The following is a 20,766-nucleotide window of genomic DNA, read 5'->3' on the forward strand; positions in this document are numbered from 1 at the left end:
GTGCGCCATGAACCAAGTTCAAATGGTCGGCCTGACCGTGCCGTGATCGACGGTCAGGAATTGCGCGCGTCCCTTGAGGCTGTCAAACAACGCGGCATCGGTCCCGGTCATGAAGGCCTGGCAGTTTAGTTCCTCCAGGATCGAGAACAAGGCCGCCCGTCGACCGCCGTCGAGATGGGCGGCGATCTCGTCGAGCAGCAGGATCGGTGTCATGCCCGACATCTCGCCGGTTAGCCGCGCATGCGACAAGACAATGCCGACCAGCAGCGCCTTCTGCTCGCCGGTCGAACAGAGCTCGGCCGGCATCGCCTTGGGCCGGTGGCGCACCACGAGGTCGGAACGGTGCGGGCCGTCGAGCGTGCGTCCGGCGGTGCGGTCGCGGTCGCGCCCCTGGGCAAGCGCACGACGGAACCGTTCCTCTACGTCGACGGCCGGCAAAATACCGAGTTCGCCTTCCAGTTCGCCAGAGATGCCGATGTCGGCTTGCGGAAACGGTCCGTCGCCGGGCAGCCGGTCGATCATGGCGGCGAGCAGGCGCACCAGTTCGGCACGCGCCGCGGCAATCGCCACGCCGGTCTCGGCCATTTGCATCTCGATCGCATCGAACCAGGCACCGTCGCGTGAACCGTCGGCGAGCAGTCTGTTGCGGCCGCGCATTGCCTTTTCGTAGTCAAGCGCGCGCTGGCCGTGGCCAGGATCGATCGCCAGCACCAGCCGGTCTAGGAAGCGCCGGCGGTCGGCAGCCGGCCCGGGGAACAGGCCGTCCATGGCCGGTGTCAGCCAGACCACGCGCAGCCATTCCAGCATGTCTTCGGCTGAGCGTGCCGTCGCGCCGTTGATCCGCACCCGCCGGCCGGCTTCGCCGTCGCTGCCCGATATTCCGGTACCGATCTCGACCTGGCCTTCCGGCCCGTCAAGCCGGGCATGCAGCGCAAAGCCACCGTCGCCGCCTTCGCGCGCCACCTCGGAATAGGGTGCGCGGCGCAGGCCGCGGCCCGGCGTGAGCAGCGAGATCGCTTCAAGCAGATTGGTCTTGCCGGCGCCATTGTCGCCGGAGAAAACCACAGCACCGGGATCAAGGTCGATTGCCAACGCCGCATAGTTGCGGAAATTCGTAAGTGTGAGCTTACTTATGTACGTCTGCTGCGGTTTTGCAGATCTGGTCACGACAGCAAGATGGCCCCGTTCGGGCCCTACACCCGCATCGGCATCAGCACGTAGAGCGCGGTCTCGTCGGCCATATCGTGGATCAGCGTCGGGGAACCGGCATCCGCCAGCATGAACTTCGCCTCCGTGCCGGTCAGTTGCGCGGCAACGTCGAGCAGGTATTTGGCGTTGAAGCCGATTTCGATCGGATCGGACGAATAGTCGGCCGCCAGTTCCTCGGTGGCACTGCCCGAATCCGGGTTGTTGACCGCAAGCGTGACCTGCCCTTCGGCGATCGAAAGCTTCACCGCCCGGCCGCGTTCGGACGAAATGGTCGAAACGCGATCGACGGCAGCGGCGAAACTCTGGCGATCGATAATCAGCTTCTTGTCGTTGCCGGTCGGAATGACGCGCTGGTAGTCCGGGAAAGTGCCGTCGATCAGCTTGGAGGTCAAGATAACGCTGCCGATGGTGAAACGAATCTTGGTGTCGGACAACTCGGTGGTGACTGCAACATCGGGATCGTCGACCAGCTTTTGCAGCTCGCTGACCGTCTTTCGCGGGATTATGACGCCAGGCATGCCCTCAGAGCCTGCCGGCGCATCGATCTCTGCGCGCGCCAGCCGGTGGCCGTCGGTCGCGACAGAGCGCAGCTTCAGCTTGCCGCCGGCCTCGTGCGTGTGCAGATAAATGCCGTTCAGATAATAGCGCGTCTCCTCGGTCGAGATGGCGAACTGGGTCTTTTCGATGAGGCCCTTTAGTCCGACGGAATCGAGCCGGAAAATATGCGAGAACGACCCGGCTGAAAGCTCGGGAAAGTCGGACTGCGGCAGGCATTGCAGGCGGAAGCTCGAGCGCCCCGACGTCACCGTCATGGCATTGCCGTCTTCGTCGGTCTTCAGCGCCACCTCCGCGCCGTCGGCAAGCTTGCGCACGATGTCGTAGAGCAGATGTGCCGGGACCGTCGTCGCCCCGCCACGTTCGACCTTTGCCGGCGTTGCTTCGGTCACCTCCAGGTCGAGGTCGGTCGCCTTCATTTCAAGGCTGGCCCCCTCGGCGCTGAGCAGCACGTTCGACAGGATCGGAATGGTATTGCGCCGCTCGACAACGCGGTGAACATGGTTGAGCGACTTCAGGAGATTTGACCGTTCCAGGATAACACGCATGACGAAACAGGCTCGCTTGAATGAATGAACGGGTCTCCGGCAAGCGGCGCCCCGCGAAAGGTCTGAACAGGCTCAGAATCTGCGTAAACTGACAGGAAAAACCCGGCAAACGCAAGCCCGCGCCACCGGTTCGGACCGGCTGCACGGGCTTTCTGGGGATAAAAAGGCCGGAGTCCGCGAGCCGGCGTTTTTCGGGCCGTCAGGCCTGGTCGTTGATCAGCCTTCTCAGCAATTCGAGTTCCTGCGCCAGTGTGTTGTCGGCACCGGAAAGATCCTCGATCTTGCGCACCGCATGCAGCACGGTCGTATGGTCACGACCGCCGAACCGCCGCCCGATCTCCGGCAGCGAGCGCGGCGTCATCACCTTCGACAGATACATGGCGACCTGCCGTGGCTTGACGATGGTGCGTGTGCGCCGGTTGGACAGAAGTTCGGTCTTCGACACGTTGTAGTGGCGCGCGACGATGCGCTGGATGTCCTCGATACGCACCCGCTTGGGTTCGCCCGAACGATAGATGTGGCCAAGGATCTCGTCGATGCGGTCGATGGTGATCTGCGGTTCGAAGGATTGACGAAACAAAAGCTGGTTGAAGGCACCTTCGAGCTCGCGTCCGCTGCCGGTCACAGTGCGGGCGACGTGGTTGAGGATCTCTTCGGAAATATCGAGCGACGCATCATCGAGCTTGGCGGTGGCAAGCCTGAGCTTGAGCATACCGATACGCATGGCGAAATCCGGGGCTGACATTTCCAGCGCGACGCCGCCGTTGAGGCGCGAGCGGACGCGTGGCTCCAGCGACTCCAATTCCGACGGCGGCCGGTCGGCAGCGACCACCACTTGCTTGGCGCTGTCGAGCAGCATGTTGATCAAATGGCAGAATTCGTGCTGGATCGACTTGCCCTGCAGGAACTGCATGTCGTCGATGATGAGGAGGTCGATGTCGCGCAGCTGTTCTTTCAGCGTCAGTGCGTTGTTGTCGCGGATCGCGGTGGCGAACCGCCACATGAAATACTCAGCCGTCAGATAGACGACCCGCGATTTCGGATTCTGCTTCAGCGATTCTGCGGCGATCGCCTGCAACAGGTGCGTTTTGCCCAGCCCGACCGTCGCGTGAAGAAAGAGCGGATTGAAACGCACCGCGCTCGACTGCGATTCCGCGACCGCCTTGGCCGCGGCAAAAGCCACTCGGTTCGATGGTCCTTCGATGAAGGAGGTGAAAGTGTAGCGCGGATCGAGTGGCGAACCGAGAACATTGTGCCGGAACTCGGTTTCTGCCGACATCCCCGGGCGGGGTACCGGGACCCGTTCGACCCTGCTGGGGCTCGCCGTGCCCGCAGAGAGCGCGGTTTGCGTCTGCCTGGTCATCTTGCGCGCCGGGGCCACTTCTGGCTCGACGCTGTTGCGGCCCTGCCGTGTGGCGGTGCGAACCACGATCTCGATCTTGAGGATCTCCGGATCCTCGTGCTTCCACAACTCGGTGATGAGATCGAGATAGTGGCCGTTGATCCATGAACGCAGGAATGCGGTTGGCACCGAGATGCGGACAATGCCCTTAGAGGATTCAGCGACCTTCATGCGCCCGAACCAGCTCGAATAGACCTCGGTTCCCAGACGCGCCTTCAACTGGGCCTTGACCCGATCGAACTTCTGTTCAGCTTCATTGGAAGCCGCCATGTCGTTCCTTCCGATTAACGTTCCAGGAAATGGGAGGTCGCCTGTAAGCTCCCTTTCGATGCCGCCGCTCTGCATGATCGAGTTCCTTGTCTCTTGTACCTGTTTTCCGCCGGGGATGCGCCTCCTGCATCCATGTTTCCGGCGACCGTGTCTTCGCTGCGACACCATCGCCGCCGCCGGCTGATGAATCGCCTCGTTGTCGGTCCGGCGCCGAAGAGCCGATCCGCTTTGGTCATGTCAGGGCAACAAAATGCCGTCCGGCGAAAAACCGCCGGCGCACCGTCGACCTGCCATGTACAATTACGCCAGTCCCCTACCGTATCGAAAAGACAAACCAACTCCGTCCGCGGAGTTGAATCCGCGCTGTAAACTCTGCCAATTTGAGCTGGCCGGTTTCAGGCTGGTCAAGGGCCAAGGGCCCGTCCCTTCGATGGACAGACATTACCGAAATCGCTGTGGATAGGGCAAGGCCACCCCTAACGGATTTTTAAGGAATCTGACTAGCAAGGGACGTTTCGAACGCCATGCCGCAACAGTTGATTTTGACAAAGCCATTGTGATTCAAACCCTTTTCCGGCGAATGTGAAAAAGGCCACACAATGCGAAATTTTCTGAAATAATTCACTTGACAGCCAATTGCCGCCTATCGGCCACAGCCGATGTGAACAAGCTGTGGATCACCATCGGTAAGCCTCTGAAAAAAAACAGTAATCTGTGACGTTCGGAAATTTTCGCATTGGCGGTTTCGAAGGCTGCGAATATCAGCAGGCATGTATATGCCGGCAAAGCATTTCGAACTTTGAAATGCCCGCGGAGCGCCATTTTGCAGGCTTTCTTTTAAGTACTTGCCGGCAAACGAAAAAAACCCGGCGCGATTGGCCGGGTTTGAAGAAGCGCAGTTCAGGAAAAGGTATATTAGGCCGACAGCACCTTGACCCGTTGGGCCAGCCGCGACACCTTGCGCGATGCCGTGTTCTTGTGCACCACGCCCTTGGTCGCGGCGCGCATCAATTCCGGCTCGGCCACCTTGAAGGCAGCCTGTGCGGCCGCCTTATCGCCAGCCGCGAGCGCCTCTTCGACCTGGCGGATGTAGGTCCGGACGCGGGAGCGGCGGTTCTTGTTGATCGCTGCGCGACGGGCGATCTTGCGCGTTGCCTTTTTGGCCGAGGAGGTATTGGCCATGGTGCCTCTCTTCTGATCTGGTGGGCGCTTGCGGGATACCGCAGGGCGCAAAAAACAAACGGGCAGCCACAGGGCCGCCTCGGTTGGTGCGGCTTATAGTTCAGCTTTTCCGGCGCGTCAACGCTGCAGCGATTTCTTTTTGACCGGCGCCTTCGTCATCTCATCGGTTCGTGAAATTCGGCTTCCGCTTGCCGCTGAAGGCCGCCATGCCTTCCTTCTGGTCATCCAGCGCAAACAGCGAATGAAATAGCCGGCGCTCGAACCGCAGACCCTCGGTGAGCGTCGTCTCATAGGCGCGGTTGACGGCCTCCTTTGCCATCATCACCGACGGCAAGGAAAAACCAGCGATCTTGGACGCTGCCTTAAGCGCTTCCTCGATCAACTCGCCGGCTGGCACCACGCGCGAGACAAGGCCGGAACGCTCGGCCTCGGCTGCGTCCATCATTCGACCCGTCAGGCACATATCCATCGCCTTCGACTTGCCGACAAAGCGGGTCAGGCGCTGCGATCCGCCCATGCCGGGCATGACGCCCAGCGTGATCTCGGGTTGGCCAAACTTGGCGGTGTCGGCGGCGATGATGAAGTCGCACATCATCGCCAGTTCGCAGCCGCCCCCCAGCGCATAGCCCGCCACCGCCGCGATGATCGGCTTTCGTGCCCGCGTAAATTCTTCCCAGCCGACGAAGAAATCCTGCAGATAGGCATCCACATAGGAGATGGACTGCATTTCCTTGATATCGGCACCTGCCGCGAAAGCCTTTTCCGAACCAGTGATGACCATGGCGCCGATGTCGGCATTGGCGCCCATGCTATTCACCGACGCGACCAGTTCCGCCAGCACTTGTGAATTCAGCGCGTTGAGCGCCTGCGGCCGGTTCAGCGTAATCAGCCCGACCTTGCCGCGGGTTTCGACGATGATGGTTTCATAGCCCATGCTTTGCTCCTCCTCGCTTCTGGTTCAAGCCTGACAGGCCCGGCAGTGGAAAGTCGAACGACCGCTTTGCACGATACGCTCGATGTGGCCGCCACAACCAGGCTTGGAGCAGGCTTCCCCCTCGCGATCGTAAACCGCGAAGGAATGCTGGAAGTAGCCCAGCGATCCATCGGTCTGCATATAATCGCGCAACGACGAGCCGCCGGCGGCGATCGCATCGGCGACGACCGAGCGGATTGCTTCGGCCAGGCGTGCGCTCTGCTCTTTGGCTTTCTTGCCGGCTCTCGCGAGGGTGCCCGCTTCGCGCAGCGGCGACAGGCCGGCCCGCCAAAGCGCTTCCGAGACGTAGATATTGCCTAGCCCGGCAATCAGCCTCTGGTCCAGAAGTGCCGCTTTCAGCGGTGACTTGCGACCTTTCAGCAACGAAGCGAGCAGCGCGCCGTCCAGTGCGTTGCCTGTAGGCTCGACGCCTAATCCCGCCAGCATCGGATGCATGTCGGGCTCGCCTTCCGAAAACAGCATGAACCCGAAGCGGCGCGGGTCGTTGAAGATCACGCGAGAGCGGACGCCGGCAGGGGATGCGATGTCGAAGACGACGTGATCGTGAGCAGTGTTTTTCGAACGTTCGTGGTGGAACGCGCCGGGCGTTGCGCTCTCGTCGGCCGTTTCGATGCGAAACGAACCCGACATGCCGAGATGGCAGATCAGAACCGGGCCGTTGTCCATGTGCATTGTCAGATATTTGGCACGGCGGCCGAGCGCCGCAATCGTCTTGCCGGTCAGCCGCTCCGAAAATCTCTCGGGGAACGGAAACCGCAAATCCGGCCGGCGTGCCTCGACACCGACAATGCGGGCACCTTCAAGGGCTGGCTGCAGACCGCGCCTGACTGTCTCTACCTCCGGCAGCTCAGGCATAGCCACCTATCGTGGCATGGAAGGAGGTGCCGTAACGGCCGCGCGCCAGCCCGAGATGTTCGGCCACGGTTTCGCCGATGTCGGCAAATGTTGTCCTCAGTCCGATGTCTGCGCCTTTGAAACCCGGCCGTGTCCCGATAATCGGAATACGCTCGCGCGTGTGGTCGGTGCCGCGCCACGTCGGATCGTTGCCGTGATCGGCGGTCAAAATGAGCAGATCGCCTGGCCTCAGCCGTGCGAATGCCTCGGGCAGGCGCCGGTCGAAAGCTTCGAGTGCGGCGGCGTACCCCGCAACGTCGCGCCGATGCCCGAACTCGGTGTCGAAGTCGACAAAGTTCGCGAAGACGAGGTCGCCGTCGCGGGCGTCTTCCATGGCACCAAGCGTTTTGTCGAACATCGCCATGTTGCCGGCAGCCTTGCGGACTTCCGAGATTCCCCGATGGGCGAAAATGTCGCCGATCTTGCCGATCGCGATAACCCGGCTGCCGCGCGCCGTCAGCCGATCGAGCAGCGTCGGTTCCGGCGGCGGTACGGCATAGTCGCGACGATTATGCGTTCGCTCGAACGTGGCGGCGGTTTCACCGATAAACGGCCTCGCGATGACGCGGCCGATATTCAGCGGATCGACGAGCCTGCGCACCACTTTGCAGAACTCGTAAAGCCGTTCCAGGCCGAAATGAACCTCATGCGCGGCGATCTGCAGGACGGAGTCGATCGAGGTGTAGCAGATCGGCTTACCGGTGCGGATATGGTCTTCGCCGAATCGTTCGATAATCTCGGTGCCCGGAGCATGGCAATTGCCGAGGATGCCAGGCACCTTCCCTTCACGCACCATTGCTTCGGTCAACTCGGCCGGAAAGGCGGGAATCTTGTCTGGGAAGTAACCCCAGTCGAAACGGACCGGCAGGCCGGCTATTTCCCAATGGCCCGATGGCGTGTCCTTGCCGCTCGAAACCTCTTGGGCCGCGCCGTGAAAGGCGGCGGCAAGCGGCGCACTGCCGGCATTCTCGAACCTGAAACCCGTCGCCGTTGCCGCGGCCTGGCCGAGGCCGAGTGCGAGCATGTTTGGTACAAGAAGGGGTCCGGCACGCAGGCCTTCGCGATCGGCGCGGCCTTCTGCGCAGGCCCGCGCGATGTGTGCGAACGTATTGGAGCCGGTGTCGCCATAACGTTCGGCATCGGCCGCGCCGCCGATGCCGAAGGAGTCGAGGACAAAAAGGAAGGCGCGTGCCATCGAAAGGTTCATCATTGCCTGTGTGTTGGCTCAGACATAGGGTTCCGCGCCGCCATTGGCAATTCGGAAACCCAAACAGCACGGCTTGGCGTGCTGGTCCCGGAGAGACGAATCGCGGCATGGTCGATCTGCGGATGGAAATGCGCGGCGCGGAGCTCGCATGAGGCTTGCCCTGACAGCATTCGCCGACGTACTGGCTTTGCTGCTGGATGCGTCTTGCACAAACCTGGCGCGAGCCGGTGGCGCGATATTATCGGAACGTTCCGTATCGGTATCGTCGTCGAACCGTTGCCGGTCCGAGGGATGTGCTGGCTGCAGCCATAGTGCGTCTAGTCTCGGCCCGCGGTCGCAAGCAATAGCAACAGACCGGTTAGCGGGCTTCAGGCGTCAGCAATCGCTGCACGGAATGGTCGGGCTCCTGCGCGGCCGCAGATAATATGTTTCCGCCATCGATATCGAATTGAAGACCGAGCTCAACCCGAACCGGCTTTGGCCGTCCGCCGACCAGGTGATGATTGGCTTGTAGGCGAGATCGCTTTCGACCCGGATGAGGAACGTGCCTTTGATCTTGAGCGCGCTCGGGACCGTTGTGGTGGAATCCTTGACAGCGTCGACGCTAGAGACGCCATCGACCAGTTTGCGCGACCACACGACCAGGACTTTCGGCGTCGTCTCGTTGGTCACCTGTATCGCCGTGATAATGATCTTCGGTTTCGAGCGGTTGTAGGGCTGGAGCGTGGAACTGCCGATCGCCATGATGGCATCGACATCGGCCGCCTTGACGGTCTGCTGCTGCGTGACGAGGTCCGCTACCATGCTGCCGATGCGGCTGACCTTCTTGCTGGTCTCGATGGCTTGCGAGGCCTCCATTGTCATAAAGTACATGATCAACAGGACAGGCACGATGAGGGCAAACTCGACAGCCGCAATACCGCGGCGGTCCGAGCAAAGCCGGACTGCTCTTGTACAAATCCCTGCGATGCCCAGCTGTGCCCCCGCACGAATCATGGCTTTGCCCTTTTCAAGCGACTACGTGGTTCAGTTGTCGAACGGCTCGTTCTGCCAAGTGATCGAAGCAAAATGCAGCGTTTTGCCGTCCTTCAGGTTGGCCATCGATTTGGCCATGAAGTCGGTCATCACCGGCCATTTGTAAAAAACACGCAGCATGTTTCTCGACTCCGCCAGGCCAGGTGCGACGGTGAAGGTCTGTGTGCTCGTGCCTTTGGTCAGCACGACGTCGCCATCCTGGATCTTGAAACCGGCCAGCGCCGCATCGGCGAAGGTCGGATATTCGCGCAAGTCCACCAGCAATCCGGGACAGGTCTTCGCGACCATGATCTCCAATTTGGTGCAGATCATATCCCGCAGCTTGGTGCCGGACACATCGGTCGGTCTTAATTGGCCGGTACGCAGCTGGCGCGCGATGTCGTCGGTTGCGTTTGCCATCACTTCCTGTGCGGCAAAAGAAATGCAGCTCTCCAGGATGGCGAAGACAAGAAGCGCGAAAGGAATTGCAAGCATGGCGAATTCGATCGCCGTGCTTCCGCGGCGGTCGCCCAAAAACCGTCTTGGAGAGCCTGCTCGTCCTGCCTTGCTCATGTCCGCTGCCCGCCGATGCCGCTTCTGTATCGGTCCACCCTTAGTCGGAACCGATTGAAGTCCGGTTGGAATGACCGTTAAATTCAACGGGAAGGCCTTAACCCGGCGATAACCGAAGCACGTTCCCGCCAAAGACGGAGACGTCGGCTAGCTAATGCACGGCGCTCATTTCGGCTTCAGAGGCCTTCTCGGCATCGCTCTTATACGAGCTTTCGCAATATGGCGCGCAGGACATGGTCTGTACTTCGGAACGCCGATAGATGCGCACCGACGACGCTGCCTGGCGCACGACGGTTATTTGCTCATCGACGATCGGATTGCCCTGCTGGTCGAGGACGACGAGATTGGTGACGCCAAATCCCTTGCCGGTCAGTACGATCGTCGATGCGTCCTGCACGGAGGCGTCGGCGATCGCCGGATTGCCGACGACAATCGTATCGGCGGCGCGCGACAATTTGATGATCTTTGCCTGGTTCATCGTCACCTCGATGCCGGCGCCGGCCTTGGCTGGAAAGGCGAAAGCCGCTGCGGCAAAAAGCACGGCAACTGGAAATGATGATCTCGGCCCGGCCATTGAGGCGCCCCCTGGCAAACTGTTCAACGGAACATGAACGAGATTGGTGAACCAACCGTTAAGCGGCTGGAATTCAGGATCAAGCCGGAACCGGCATTGGGCCTAGCCGGCACGGCTGAAACGTCTTTGCCGAATTGCGCCTGTTGCGCCTTTTGTCGGCCGAGGCCCTGGCGGCGGGTATTTTAGTTCTGGGTTAACCACGCAATGTCGTCGAAGCGGGAAAGGAATCGGTAAGCCTGTTTATTAAGCCGATTGAAACAGCTTCTCCTTAGATTCGCAGTATCCGATCAGCCACCAAGAGAAGTTGACGGAAGTGCTGTAACAATTGGAGTAGGAGCTCGAATGTCTAACCTCATCGCACGTTTTGTGAAGGACGAATCCGGCGCGACCGCTATCGAATACGGTCTGATCGCCGCTCTTATCGCACTCGCCATCATGGTCGGCGCCGGCCAGCTCGGCAACTCGCTGAACGCCAAGTTCACCGCCATCTCCACTAAGGTGAACGGTAGCTGACCGTAACGGGTTCGGTTGTTCTGAAATAAGGGCCGCCGCACTGGCGGCCCTTATTTAGTCCTGGTATGAATTGAAATTTGCGCCTCATCAGTCGTTAGTCGAATAGGATTGGGTTGGGGGCCAGATGCAATTGGGTCATAGGCGCGCCGATGCTTGAAGCCGTGATCTTCGTCGTATTTCCGTTCTGCATGCTTTTTGCCGCGATCTCCGACATGCTTTCGATGACGATCGCCAATCGCGTGCCGGTGTTGCTTGTGGTCGTCTTCGCCTTGGTTGCGCCTTTGACCGGTATGGACTGGGCCACCTATGGCTGGCATTTCGCCGCCGCCGGCCTGGTTCTCGCGGTGACGTTCGGCCTGTTCGCGCTGGGCGGCATGGGCGGCGGCGACGCCAAGCTTCTGGCTGCCACTGCCATGTGGATGGGACTGAACATCCATCTCATCGAATACCTCGTCGCCTCGACATTCATCGGCGGCCTGCTGACGCTAGCCATCCTCGCCTATCGAAAATCGCCGCTTGCCGCCGTCACAAGCCATAATCCGTTCCTGCGCCATTTCGCCGATGAGGCGACCGGCGTTCCGTACGGCATCGCGCTTGGCATTGGCGGTCTGCTCACCTATTCCGACTCGCCATTGATGGCCTGGGGACTTACCAGGCTGGCGGGCTGAAGTTCACTTTACGCGGTTGGCGCCGAGCAGGCGAGTTGGCCACGTTTTCCTTCGGGCCGGGCTTGTCGATCCAATTTATATAAACGTTAAATTAATCACGATCGTAAGTATAACATTAACCTTGTTTTGACGATTGCCGCTGCAAAGTCCCGCTTGGCTACGTGGTTTGCCAAGGCGAGGTTCGGACAGATGCCAGCATCCCGATTGATTATTCTGAGCGTGGCGATAGCCGCGGCCGGTGGTGCAGGCTATGTCGCGAAGAACATGGTCGTGGCTCCGCCGCCTCCGGTTGTCGATTCCGGTCCTCAGGCGCCGGCGATCGCGCTGCAGGATGTGCTTGTTCTTTCCGGCGACGTTCCGATGGGCAGTCCGCTTGAAAACAACATTTCCTGGGAGTCATGGCCGTCCGCAGGCATCAACGCAAATTTCATCACCCGCGCCGCCGAGCCTGAAGCGCTGGACAAGCTGAAGGGCGCCGTCGCTCGCGTGGCGCTCTACGCCGGCGAGCCGCTGCGGCGCTCGAAGCTGATCGGTGAAGGGCAAAGCTTCATGTCGTCGATCCTGCCCTCCGGCATGCGGGCCGTTGCCACAAGCATCTCGGCCGACACCTCGGCCGGTGGCTTTATTCTTCCCAACGATTTCGTCGACGTCATCATGACCCGCAGAGCCGATCCCGCCAACGGCGGTGGTCCGGGCTTCACGACCGAAACTATCCTGAAGAACATTCGCGTCCTGGCGATCGACCAGACCATTCAGGAGGACGAGGAAGGTAAGAAGACCAGGGTTGGCCAGACCGCCACCCTGGAACTGACGCCGCAGCAGTCCGAGATCATCACCGTCGCACAGCAGATGGCGGATCGCCTGACATTGGCGCTGCGCTCGATCAAGGACAGTCAGGACAAGAATGTGGGCGAAGCCGATTACCTGGTTTCCGGCAATGGCCGGCGCGGAACCGTGCGGTTGATCAAGTCGGGCGAAGTTTCCGAAGTGGGGGCAAGGAAATGAGGCTAAAGACCAAACTGCCGCTCATCCTGGCTGCGGCGATCGGCCTGTTTCTCCTTGGAACGAGTGCATATGGCATTGTCGATGCCAATGCGGCAGGCAATGCCAGGGTGACGGCTTCGACCGCCACCCAGCGGGTTAAGCTCGGACTGAACAAGTCGGTGGTCATCGACCTCCCGAGCGATGCCTACGACATTCTCGTCGCCAACCCCGCTGTAGCCGACGCGGTGACCCGCACCGCCAGGCGCATCTATCTGTTTGGAAAGGCGGTCGGCGAGACAAATATCTTCGTCTTTGGCCCGAATGGCGAGCAGATCGTCAGCCTTGACCTAGCGGTCGAACGTGACGTCGCCGGGCTGGAGGATTATATCAAGCGCTTCATCCCGTCATCGGAGGTCAAGGTCGAGTTGCTGAACGACAACGTCGTCCTGACCGGAACCGTGGACACTCCTCTGGACGCCAAGCGCGCGGCCGATCTGGCAACTATTTTCGTGTCCGGCGGCGAGGCAACCACGGGTCAATATTCGCAGACCGCTGCCGGCGGTTCGGCTGAAGCCGGCGTCGCGATCGATAACCCGGATGCCGAGCGCCGCGTCAGCAAGATCGTCAACCTGCTGCAGATCATCGGCGACGACCAGGTGACGCTGAAGGTGACGGTCGCGGAAGTCAGCCGCTCGGTGATGAAGCAGCTCGGCGTCAACATGGTGGGCAACGGCAGCAGCAACGGCATCAGCTGGGGCGCGGTAAGCGACAATTTCACTGGTTTGGGCAAGTCGCTGTCGAACTCGGGCCTCTCTATCGGGAGCTCGACGCTGCAGGCCTACATCAATGCCATGGAACAGTCCGGTGTCATGAAAACCCTCGCCGAACCAACATTGACGGCCGTATCCGGCGAGAAGGCGACCTTCAAGGTTGGCGGCGAATACAACATGGTGACCAGCGTTTCCCAAGCCGTATCAAACGATAACCAGACCGGTCTGAAGACGTATTCGGTCGAGAAGATCGAATACGGCATTGGCCTGGAATTCCAGCCTGTGGTGCTGTCTCCCGGCCGTATCAGCCTGAAAGTCAGAACCTCGGTTTCCGAGCCGACAACGGAGGGATCTGTGTCTTTGTCCGAAGGCGTAACGAGCCCGGGCATGAATGCCCTGTCGCTCCGCAAGCGCTTGGCCGACACAACAGTGGAACTGCCTTCGGGCGGCTCGATGATGATTGCCGGCCTTGTCCGCGATGATCTCAGGCAAGCTGTCAACGGCTTGCCCGGTCTGACAAAGATTCCAGTGCTTGGCGCGCTGTTCCGCAGTAGGGATTTCGTTCGCAACGAGACCGAGCTCGTCATCATCATTACGCCCTATCTGGTGAAGCCGGTGGCGCGCAACGATCTTGCCAAGCCGGATGACAATTTCAACGCCGCCAGCGATGGTGCCGGCATTTTCCTTGGCCGCGTCAACCGTGTCTACGGCACCATGCAGACCGACAAGCCCAACGGCCGTTACCACGGCGTTGTCGGCTTCATCTACAAGTAAGCGGGGAAGCGGTCATGTCTAAGGCAGCATCGAAGGCACGGGCGATCACCGCGACGCGGTCGGTCCATTCGCGAATCTGGCGGCCGGCCGTTCCCATTATGGCGATCGCGGTGGCGGCATTGCTGGCCGGCTGCGCCAATCGCGACAGCGTCACGGTGGGTGCCATACCGGACGATTATCGCACCACCCATCCGATCGTCATAGCCGAAAAGATACAGAAGATCGACCTTCCGGTCGGCGCCGGCGACCGTGGCATGACCAGATCCCAGCGCGACACGCTCCTGGGCTTCCTGGACGGATACGACAGGAGCGCGGCTCCGGTGCTGACGATCGAGATTCCGAGCGGTTCGGCCAACGAAATCGCGGCGGCCGCCGCCGGCCGCGATTTCGCCAGGCTGGCCATAGCCAGCGGCATCAGCCGGAAGCGGATCGACATGCGGTCCTATCAGTCTGTTTCGGCCGAAGCGTCTGCACCGGTTCGTGTTGCCTACGTCTCGGTGAAGGCTCAGACGGATAAATGCGGGCGCTGGCCCGAAGACCTGCTGCAGACTTCGGAAAACAAGCACTATGCCGATTTCGGCTGTTCGTATCAGAACAACCTGGCTGCCCAGATGGCCAATCCGTCCGATCTGATCGGGCCACGCAAGCCGACGCCGATCGACGCGGAAAATCGCGGCGCGGTGATCGACGTCTATCGTGACAGAGGTATTTCGGACGAATTCCTCGGCAATTCGGAAGTCGAATATTAACGAGTGTTGAGGCTCAACAAACCCTAAGCCGCGCAAGTCACGGAAAGTGATGACAATGAGCAATCTTGCCTATGACACAGAGGTACCGGGCGGCGAAACCTCGGAGCAGGATATTGCCGCGATGCAGGCGTTGCGGCCGATCCCGCGCATTTCGATCCAGGCATTTTGCGAGACCGAAGGCGTAGCCAATCCGGTCGAGCGCGCCGGCGAGGATCGCCGCATGGCCAAGGCCCATTTGAAGGTGCATATGGGGGGCATCCCCACCGCTATCGAATTCTATCAGTCGGCGCCGACGCCGAACCTGATCCTGCTTGAATCGCGCAGCGAGCCGAAGCTGTTGCTGGAACAACTCGCCCAGCTCTCCGAGCATTGCGACCCGACCTCCAAGGTGGTGGTTGTCGGCCACTACAACGATGTCGGCCTGTATCGCGAACTCATCCGTTCGGGCATTTCCGAGTATGTCATCGCGCCCGTATCGATGGCCGACATAGTCAGCGTGGTGTCTTCGATCTTCGTTGATCCGGAAGCTGAGCCGATCGGCCGCTCGATTGCCTTCATCGGCGCCAAAGGCGGCGTCGGCTCCTCGACCATAGCCCATAATGTGGCCTGGGCCATGTCGTCCCTTTTCAAATCCGAAGTGGTTGTCGCCGATCTCGACCTCGCCTTCGGAACGGCCAATATCAATTTCGACCAGGATCCGGCGCAAGGCATTGCCGAGGCAGTCTTCTCGCCGGAACGCGTCGACGAGGTCTATCTCGACCGGCTGCTCGCCCAATGCGCCGAGCACCTGTCGCTGCTTGCGGCCCCCTCGACCCTGGAGCGGGTCTACGATTTCGATCCCGACGCCTTCACCCAGCTTATCGACATAGCCCAGCGTAGCGCGCCGCTCCTCGTGCTCGATGTTCCCCACGTGTGGGCCGGCTGGACCAAGAACACGCTGGTCAAGGCCGACGAGATCGTCATCACTGCGACGCCCGAACTTGCCAATCTGCGCAACACGAAGAACCTGGTCGACATGCTGAAGCGGCTTCGTCCGAACGACCCCGCGCCAAAGCTTGTGATCAACCAGGCCGGTGTGCCGAAACGTCCTGAGATTACGCCGTCCGACTTCTCCGAATCGCTCGGCCTTTCGCCGATGTCGGTCATCCCGTTCGAGCCGCTTTTGTTCGGAAATGCTGCCAACAACGGACGTATGCTCGGTGAGATGGATGCCAAGAGTCCGGTTGTCGCCACGATCAACGAGATCGCCCATGTGCTGACAGGGCGCAGCGAAATCAAGGTGAAGAAAAAGGCTGGCCTCGGCAATCTGATCGGCAAGCTTTCGCGCAACAAGAAGTGATGCCTCAGCGGTGGAATTGGTAAGCGATCATGTTTGGTAAAAGAGGCAGCGACGACGGCAACCGGACCATTCCGGAATTCCGTCAGCCAGCACCCGCACCTGCTGCGCCGGCGGCCGCGAACCCTGTGGAAGCGGCTGTAACTGCCAGGTCGGCGGCGCTGCCACCATCCGGCGCGCCTGCCGCGCCGGCGGTTCGCCGTGCGGTCGAGCCGCCGCCATTGGCGCCGGAGCCGAAAAGTATCCAGCGCCAAAAGAGCGAAACCTACTACGACACCAAAAGCCAGGTCTTCGCCGCACTCATCGATACGATAGATCTGTCGCAGCTCGCCAAACTCGATCCCGAAAGCGCGCGCGAGGAAATCCGCGACATTGTCAACGACATCATCGCGATCAAGAATTTCGCGATGTCCATCGCCGAGCAGGAAGAGCTTCTCGAGGATATCTGCAACGACGTTTTGGGCTACGGGCCGCTGGAGCCACTGCTTGCCCGCGACGATATTGCCGACATCATGGTCAATGGCTCCAAGAACGTCTACATCGAAGTCAACGGCAAGGTCGAGCAGACCGGCATCCGTTTCCGCGACAACCAGCAGCTCCTCAACATCTGCCAGCGTATCGTCAGCCAGGTTGGCCGCCGCGTCGATGAATCAAGCCCGATCTGCGATGCGCGTCTTCCTGATGGCTCCCGTGTCAACGTCATCGCACCGCCCCTGGCTATCGACGGCACCGCACTTACCATCCGCAAGTTCAAGAAGGACAAGCTGACGCTCGACCAGCTGGTCAAGTTCGGCTCGATTTCTCCGCAAGGGGCCGAGATTCTCAAGATCATCGGGCGTGTCCGCTGCAACATTGTCATCTCGGGCGGTACCGGCTCAGGCAAGACGACGCTGCTCAATTGCCTGACCAACTATATCGACCGGGAGGAACGCGTCATCACCTGCGAAGACTCGGCTGAGCTGCAATTGCAGCAGCCGCATGTGGTGCGTCTCGAAACCCGTCCGCCCAACCTCGAAGGCGAGGGCGAAGTGACCATGCGCGACCTGGTCAAGAACTGTCTGCGCATGCGCCCCGAACGTATTATCGTCGGCGAAGTGCGCGGACCCGAAGTGTTCGACCTGCTGCAGGCGATGAACACCGGCCATGACGGCTCGATGGGAACGATCCACTCGAACAGCCCGCGCGAATGCCTCAACCGTATAGAGTCGATGATCGCTATGGGCGGCTACACGCTGCCGCAAAAAACGGTGCGCGAAATCGTCGTCGGCTCCGTCGACGTGATCATACAGGCTGCACGCCTGCGCGACGGATCGCGGCGTATCACCCACATCACCGAGGTGATCGGCATGGAAGGCGACGTCATCATCACCCAGGACATCGTTCTCTATAACATCAAGGGCGAGGACGCGAACGGCAGACTGCTGGGCGAGCACGTGTCGACTGGCATCGGCCGTCCGCATTTCTGGGAGCGCGCCCGCTACTACGGTGAGGAGCAGCGCCTCGCGGTCGCGCTCGAGGCGATGGAGAAACGCGCTGATTGATCCGTCTGGAAGCGTGGGGGCCAGGGTCGATGTTCGGAATTGACGGCACCGTATTGGCATTCGTCGTGCTCGCCGGCTTCAGCGCCGGCGCTGTGGCCTATGCTTTCCTGTTCAACCGGATCAGCACCGAGAAGCAGGTCGGCAAGCGGCTTGAATCGATCAAGACCGCCGAGACGGATCGTTCCGTCGTCAAGGCGTCGCGCGATCGCGTGGCGGAAGCGGCCAAGCGTCGCAAGTCCGTCCAGGATTCGCTGAAGGATCTCGATCAAAAGCAAAAGTCCAATCAGAGCCTGGTCAAGAAACCACCGCTGAAGATCCAAATCCGTCAGGCCGGCATGAAGATCTCGCTTGAGCGCTTCTATGTCTACTCGGCGGTCTGCGGAGTCGTCTTGACGGCTCTTGTCTATTTCATCGGCGCACCCTTGCTGGTCTTGCCGGCTGCGCTGCTGGTCGGCGTCTTGGGTCTGCCCCGCTGGTTCGTCTCGTTTCGCCGCGCGCACCGCGTCAAGGCGTTCCTCAACGAATTTCCGAACGCGCTCGATATCATCGTGCGTGCGGTAAAATCCGGCCTGCCGCTGAACGACGCCGTGCGCCTGATCGCCAACGAATCCCCCGAGCCGGTCAAGACCGAGTTCCGCCGCATAGTCGATTCGCAGCAAATGGGTTTGTCGATCCCCGACGCGGCCATGCGCATGCCAGAAACGATGCCCTGCACCGAGGCGAGCTTCTTCGGCATCGTCATCCAGATCCAGTCTCAGGCCGGCGGCAATCTTTCCGAAGCGCTGGGCAATCTTTCGCGCGTGCTTCGCGACCGCAAGAAAATGAAAGCCAAGGTCCAGGCATTGTCCATGGAAGCCAAGGCATCCGCCGTGATCATCGGCGCGTTGCCTTTCGTCGTCGCCTTTCTCGTCTATTTGACGAGCCCGAACTACATCATGCCCCTCTTCATCACCAGCACCGGCCATCTGATCCTCGGTTGTTCCGGCATCTGGATGTCGATGGGCGTCCTGGTAATGCGCAAGATGATGAATTTCGAAGTCTAGGACTCGCGTATGACCGATCACGTCATCAGAACTCTCACCGACCCGTCCCTGCTGATCGCACTGCTGGTCGGCATCGCGGTGTTTGCGACCGTCTTCACGCTGCTGCCCGCTTTTGGCGGGAACCAGCTCAAGGCGCGCATGAAATCCGTAGCGCTGGAGCGCGATGAGCTGCGCGCCAAGCAGCGCGCGCGGCTGGCAGTCGAAGCCGACCGCCGCCGCAAGGGCCTGCGCGAAGAACAGTCGGTCGGCATGCGCAATATTGTCGATCGCCTGGATCTCAGGCGTGCGCTGGCGGATGAAGGTACCTTGCAGAAATTGAAAGTGGCGGGTTTTCGCGGGCAAAATCCGCTGACGCGCTTCCTTTTCTTCCGTCTCGTCCTGCCCTTCATCGGCTTTGCATTGGCGGCGATGTATCTGTTCGTGCTCGGCGGATTGCCCGAGCAGCCGCTTTTCGTGAAGCTGTTCGTGTGCATCGTGGTAGCCTATGCGGGATTCTACGCGCCGGTGCTCTACGTCAACAACCGCGCTACCAAGCGCAAGCAATCGATTCAGATGGCGTGGCCGGACGCGCTCGACCTGTTGCTGATATGCGTCGAGTCCGGCATGTCGGTGGAAGCGGCGCTTCGCAAGGTCGCCGATGAGATCGGCGCGCAATCGGTGGCATTGGCGGAAGAATTCATCCTGACAAACGCCGAGCTTTCCTATCTGCAGGAGCGCAAGCAGGCCTACGAGAACCTTGCAAGCCGAACTGGCCTGGAATCCGTCAGGTCGGTGTCCCAGGCGTTGGTTCAGGCCGAGCGCTACGGCACGCCCGTGGCGCATGCGTTGCGGGTGCTTGCCAGTGAGAGCCGCGACATGCGCATGAATGCCGCCGAGAAGAAAGCGGCCGCGCTGCCGCCGAAGCTCACCGTGCCGATGATCCTGTTCTTCCTGCCGGTGCTGTTCGCCATCATTCTGGGTCCCGCCGGCATCCAGGTGAGCCAGCGCGGCATCTTTGGCGACCAGCCGAAATCCAGCAGCGAGTAGCGCCAGCGGCGTTGCCAGAAACGCTGATACGATTCAGGGCCACGCTGCCGGTGCAGCGCGGCTCTTTGCGTTAGACATGTTGCGGAATTTGCGCGCCGGTTCGGCGCTCGAAGCGGTCAGTTGGTGGCGGGCTTTGCCTTGTCCTGGTCCTTGAGCTGGCTCCAGGCGTTCTGCTGCGCCAGCATCTGGCGAAGGTAAGCGACGTTAGCCTGCGCCTGATCCGGCGACAGCTCTTGCGAGGCGATCTTCTCGGCCTCGTCGAAACGGCCTTGCAGACCGACGACCAGCGCAAGGTTCTGGCGGACGCGGCTGTCTGCATTCGGCTGCTGGGCGGCTGAGCGCATATAGGTTTCGGCTGTGCGCAAATCACCTTCCAGCACGTACGACATGCCGAGATTGGAAAGGATCGACGGTTCGTTCGGCCTGAGGTCAAGCGCCTTGCGATAGCCTTGGCGCGCCTCGTCCTTCTGGCCGAGCTGGTCGAGAATAGCAGCTTCCGCCGATACCAGTTTCCAGTCAGGATATTCGGGCGTCTGGGCGCGGCGCACGGCATCGAGAGCCGGCTCGAACTGTCCGTTGGCGGCAAGCGCCTTGCCATAGGCGGCGAGCACGTCGCGGTCCTTCGGCAGGGCGATCGCCAGCTTGCGCATCACCGCAAGCGATTGGTCTGCGTCGCCGTCCATCTGCAGCGCCGCGGCAAAATTTGTCGCGATCCGCTTGTCGCTGGGGTTTTTCGAATAGGACTGGCCGAGCGCCATCGTAGCGTTGTGCAGTTCGCCCGCCGACATTGTTTCCAGCGGCTTGCCGCTTGGACGAGAAATCGAGCCAGTCGTCAATTTGCTGGTTCCGCAGCCAGCGACGCCTGCGGCAAGCGCCATCATCAACGCCGTGCTGATCAGCCTATTTGCGCTGGCGTTCATCCTGCGGTTGGTCGGCATCG

20 protein-coding genes are annotated in these 20,766 nt (G+C 60.7%); 9 read left to right on the forward strand and 11 right to left on the reverse strand.

From position 1 onward, the window contains the following. Positions 1–18: 18 nt before the first annotated feature. The 10 genes from recF to NKH16_RS12660 all read right to left on the reverse strand — a co-directional run bounded on the left by recF (position 19) and on the right by NKH16_RS12660 (position 10,422). A complete protein-coding gene (gene recF, locus NKH16_RS12615; protein WP_352576939.1) occupies positions 19–1,167 on the reverse strand; it encodes a DNA replication/repair protein RecF in 1,149 nt (382 codons plus the stop codon). 26 nt (positions 1,168–1,193) lie between these two features. Next, positions 1,194–2,312 carry a DNA polymerase III subunit beta gene (gene dnaN / locus NKH16_RS12620; protein WP_023676920.1) on the reverse strand — a complete coding sequence of 373 codons (1,119 nt, stop codon included), beginning with the start codon at positions 2,310–2,312 and terminating at the stop codon, positions 1,194–1,196. A gap of 199 nt (positions 2,313–2,511) precedes the next feature. Then, on the reverse strand, positions 2,512–4,059 hold the full coding sequence (dnaA, locus tag NKH16_RS12625) for a chromosomal replication initiator protein DnaA (protein WP_502911692.1): 1,548 nt from the start codon (positions 4,057–4,059) through the stop codon (positions 2,512–2,514). 840 nt (positions 4,060–4,899) lie between these two features. Further along, entirely contained in the window at positions 4,900–5,166 is a 267-nt protein-coding gene (gene rpsT, locus NKH16_RS12630; RefSeq protein WP_023676922.1) for a 30S ribosomal protein S20, read from the reverse strand. A 160-nt stretch (positions 5,167–5,326) separates the two neighbouring features. Beyond that, positions 5,327–6,100 (reverse strand): enoyl-CoA hydratase, encoded by a 774-nt coding sequence (locus NKH16_RS12635; protein WP_352448613.1) that lies wholly within the window; start codon positions 6,098–6,100, stop codon positions 5,327–5,329. Between the two features lie 24 nt (positions 6,101–6,124). Further along, positions 6,125–7,015 (reverse strand): bifunctional DNA-formamidopyrimidine glycosylase/DNA-(apurinic or apyrimidinic site) lyase, encoded by an 891-nt coding sequence (gene mutM / locus NKH16_RS12640; protein ID WP_352899673.1) that lies wholly within the window; start codon positions 7,013–7,015, stop codon positions 6,125–6,127. Further along, positions 7,008–8,249: a phosphopentomutase gene (locus NKH16_RS12645; protein ID WP_352899676.1), complete on the reverse strand. Its 1,242-nt coding sequence runs from the start codon at positions 8,247–8,249 to the stop codon at positions 7,008–7,010. The genes mutM and NKH16_RS12645 overlap by 8 nt, the downstream gene beginning before the upstream one ends. Before the next feature lie 387 nt (positions 8,250–8,636). Beyond that, entirely contained in the window at positions 8,637–9,257 is a 621-nt protein-coding gene (locus NKH16_RS12650; protein ID WP_023676926.1) for a TadE/TadG family type IV pilus assembly protein, read from the reverse strand. A 30-nt stretch (positions 9,258–9,287) separates the two neighbouring features. Continuing rightward, the gene (locus NKH16_RS12655) at positions 9,288–9,848 is read right to left on the reverse strand and encodes a TadE/TadG family type IV pilus assembly protein (protein WP_352541276.1); all 561 of its coding nucleotides are present in this window, start codon (positions 9,846–9,848) and stop codon (positions 9,288–9,290) included. A gap of 151 nt (positions 9,849–9,999) precedes the next feature. Beyond that, positions 10,000–10,422, reverse strand: a complete 423-nt coding sequence (locus NKH16_RS12660; protein WP_352613897.1) for a pilus assembly protein N-terminal domain-containing protein — start codon at positions 10,420–10,422, stop codon at positions 10,000–10,002. 342 nt (positions 10,423–10,764) lie between these two features. Here NKH16_RS12660 and NKH16_RS12665 point away from each other — a divergent pair, with 342 nt between their 5' ends. From NKH16_RS12665 to NKH16_RS12705, 9 genes are all read left to right on the forward strand, one after another. Continuing rightward, positions 10,765–10,935, forward strand: coding sequence for a Flp family type IVb pilin (locus NKH16_RS12665; protein WP_023676929.1), 171 nt, complete (start codon positions 10,765–10,767; stop codon positions 10,933–10,935). Positions 10,936–11,084: 149 nt separating this feature from the next. After that, complete coding sequence (locus NKH16_RS12670) at positions 11,085–11,603, forward strand: A24 family peptidase (protein ID WP_352541278.1); 519 nt, start codon at positions 11,085–11,087, stop codon at positions 11,601–11,603. Between the two features lie 189 nt (positions 11,604–11,792). Continuing rightward, positions 11,793–12,608 (forward strand): Flp pilus assembly protein CpaB, encoded by an 816-nt coding sequence (gene cpaB / locus NKH16_RS12675; RefSeq protein ID WP_023676931.1) that lies wholly within the window; start codon positions 11,793–11,795, stop codon positions 12,606–12,608. Beyond that, positions 12,605–14,131 (forward strand): type II and III secretion system protein family protein, encoded by a 1,527-nt coding sequence (locus NKH16_RS12680; RefSeq protein ID WP_352899680.1) that lies wholly within the window; start codon positions 12,605–12,607, stop codon positions 14,129–14,131. The genes cpaB and NKH16_RS12680 overlap by 4 nt, the downstream gene beginning before the upstream one ends. Positions 14,132–14,145: 14 nt before the next feature. After that, positions 14,146–14,880, forward strand: a complete 735-nt coding sequence (locus tag NKH16_RS12685) for a CpaD family pilus assembly protein (protein ID WP_352899683.1) — start codon at positions 14,146–14,148, stop codon at positions 14,878–14,880. A 55-nt stretch (positions 14,881–14,935) separates the two neighbouring features. Further along, on the forward strand, positions 14,936–16,219 hold the full coding sequence (locus NKH16_RS12690; RefSeq protein WP_352621909.1) for a CpaE/TadZ family protein: 1,284 nt from the start codon (positions 14,936–14,938) through the stop codon (positions 16,217–16,219). A gap of 29 nt (positions 16,220–16,248) precedes the next feature. Then, on the forward strand, positions 16,249–17,757 hold the full coding sequence (locus NKH16_RS12695) for a TadA family conjugal transfer-associated ATPase (protein WP_352455132.1): 1,509 nt from the start codon (positions 16,249–16,251) through the stop codon (positions 17,755–17,757). A 29-nt stretch (positions 17,758–17,786) separates the two neighbouring features. After that, positions 17,787–18,800: a type II secretion system F family protein gene (locus NKH16_RS12700; RefSeq protein WP_023676935.1), complete on the forward strand. Its 1,014-nt coding sequence runs from the start codon at positions 17,787–17,789 to the stop codon at positions 18,798–18,800. Between the two features lie 9 nt (positions 18,801–18,809). Further along, a complete protein-coding gene (locus NKH16_RS12705; protein WP_023676936.1) occupies positions 18,810–19,826 on the forward strand; it encodes a type II secretion system F family protein in 1,017 nt (338 codons plus the stop codon). Between the two features lie 116 nt (positions 19,827–19,942). On the opposite strand, the gene NKH16_RS12710 is transcribed toward NKH16_RS12705, so the two are convergent. Next, a complete protein-coding gene (locus tag NKH16_RS12710) occupies positions 19,943–20,764 on the reverse strand; it encodes a tetratricopeptide repeat protein (RefSeq protein ID WP_352744531.1) in 822 nt (273 codons plus the stop codon). Positions 20,765–20,766 lie beyond the last annotated feature (2 nt).

It is taken from the genome of Mesorhizobium sp. M1307, assembly GCF_040318155.1.
GTDB lineage: Bacteria > Pseudomonadota > Alphaproteobacteria > Rhizobiales > Rhizobiaceae > Mesorhizobium.

What these genes read in the sequence shown, in the direction of transcription:
- NKH16_RS12695 (WP_352455132.1), top strand. Translation starts at nt 16,249, where the DNA reads ATGTTTGGTAAAAGAGGCAGCGACGACGGCAACCGGACCATTCCGGAA.
- NKH16_RS12690 (WP_352621909.1), top strand. Translation starts at nt 14,936, where the DNA reads ATGAGCAATCTTGCCTATGACACAGAGGTACCGGGCGGCGAAACCTCG.
- NKH16_RS12660 (WP_352613897.1), bottom strand. Translation starts at nt 10,422, where the DNA reads ATGGCCGGGCCGAGATCATCATTTCCAGTTGCCGTGCTTTTTGCCGCA.
- NKH16_RS12680 (WP_352899680.1), top strand. Translation starts at nt 12,605, where the DNA reads ATGAGGCTAAAGACCAAACTGCCGCTCATCCTGGCTGCGGCGATCGGC.
- NKH16_RS12700 (WP_023676935.1), top strand. Translation starts at nt 17,787, where the DNA reads ATGTTCGGAATTGACGGCACCGTATTGGCATTCGTCGTGCTCGCCGGC.
- dnaA (WP_502911692.1), bottom strand. Translation starts at nt 4,059, where the DNA reads ATGCAGAGCGGCGGCATCGAAAGGGAGCTTACAGGCGACCTCCCATTT.
- NKH16_RS12685 (WP_352899683.1), top strand. Translation starts at nt 14,146, where the DNA reads ATGTCTAAGGCAGCATCGAAGGCACGGGCGATCACCGCGACGCGGTCG.
- NKH16_RS12665 (WP_023676929.1), top strand. Translation starts at nt 10,765, where the DNA reads ATGTCTAACCTCATCGCACGTTTTGTGAAGGACGAATCCGGCGCGACC.
- rpsT (WP_023676922.1), bottom strand. Translation starts at nt 5,166, where the DNA reads ATGGCCAATACCTCCTCGGCCAAAAAGGCAACGCGCAAGATCGCCCGT.
- NKH16_RS12670 (WP_352541278.1), top strand. Translation starts at nt 11,085, where the DNA reads ATGCTTGAAGCCGTGATCTTCGTCGTATTTCCGTTCTGCATGCTTTTT.
- NKH16_RS12710 (WP_352744531.1), bottom strand. Translation starts at nt 20,764, where the DNA reads ATGCCGACCAACCGCAGGATGAACGCCAGCGCAAATAGGCTGATCAGC.
- dnaN (WP_023676920.1), bottom strand. Translation starts at nt 2,312, where the DNA reads ATGCGTGTTATCCTGGAACGGTCAAATCTCCTGAAGTCGCTCAACCAT.
- NKH16_RS12705 (WP_023676936.1), top strand. Translation starts at nt 18,810, where the DNA reads ATGACCGATCACGTCATCAGAACTCTCACCGACCCGTCCCTGCTGATC.
- NKH16_RS12650 (WP_023676926.1), bottom strand. Translation starts at nt 9,257, where the DNA reads ATGATTCGTGCGGGGGCACAGCTGGGCATCGCAGGGATTTGTACAAGA.
- NKH16_RS12655 (WP_352541276.1), bottom strand. Translation starts at nt 9,848, where the DNA reads ATGAGCAAGGCAGGACGAGCAGGCTCTCCAAGACGGTTTTTGGGCGAC.
- cpaB (WP_023676931.1), top strand. Translation starts at nt 11,793, where the DNA reads ATGCCAGCATCCCGATTGATTATTCTGAGCGTGGCGATAGCCGCGGCC.
- mutM (WP_352899673.1), bottom strand. Translation starts at nt 7,015, where the DNA reads ATGCCTGAGCTGCCGGAGGTAGAGACAGTCAGGCGCGGTCTGCAGCCA.
- NKH16_RS12645 (WP_352899676.1), bottom strand. Translation starts at nt 8,249, where the DNA reads ATGGCACGCGCCTTCCTTTTTGTCCTCGACTCCTTCGGCATCGGCGGC.
- NKH16_RS12635 (WP_352448613.1), bottom strand. Translation starts at nt 6,100, where the DNA reads ATGGGCTATGAAACCATCATCGTCGAAACCCGCGGCAAGGTCGGGCTG.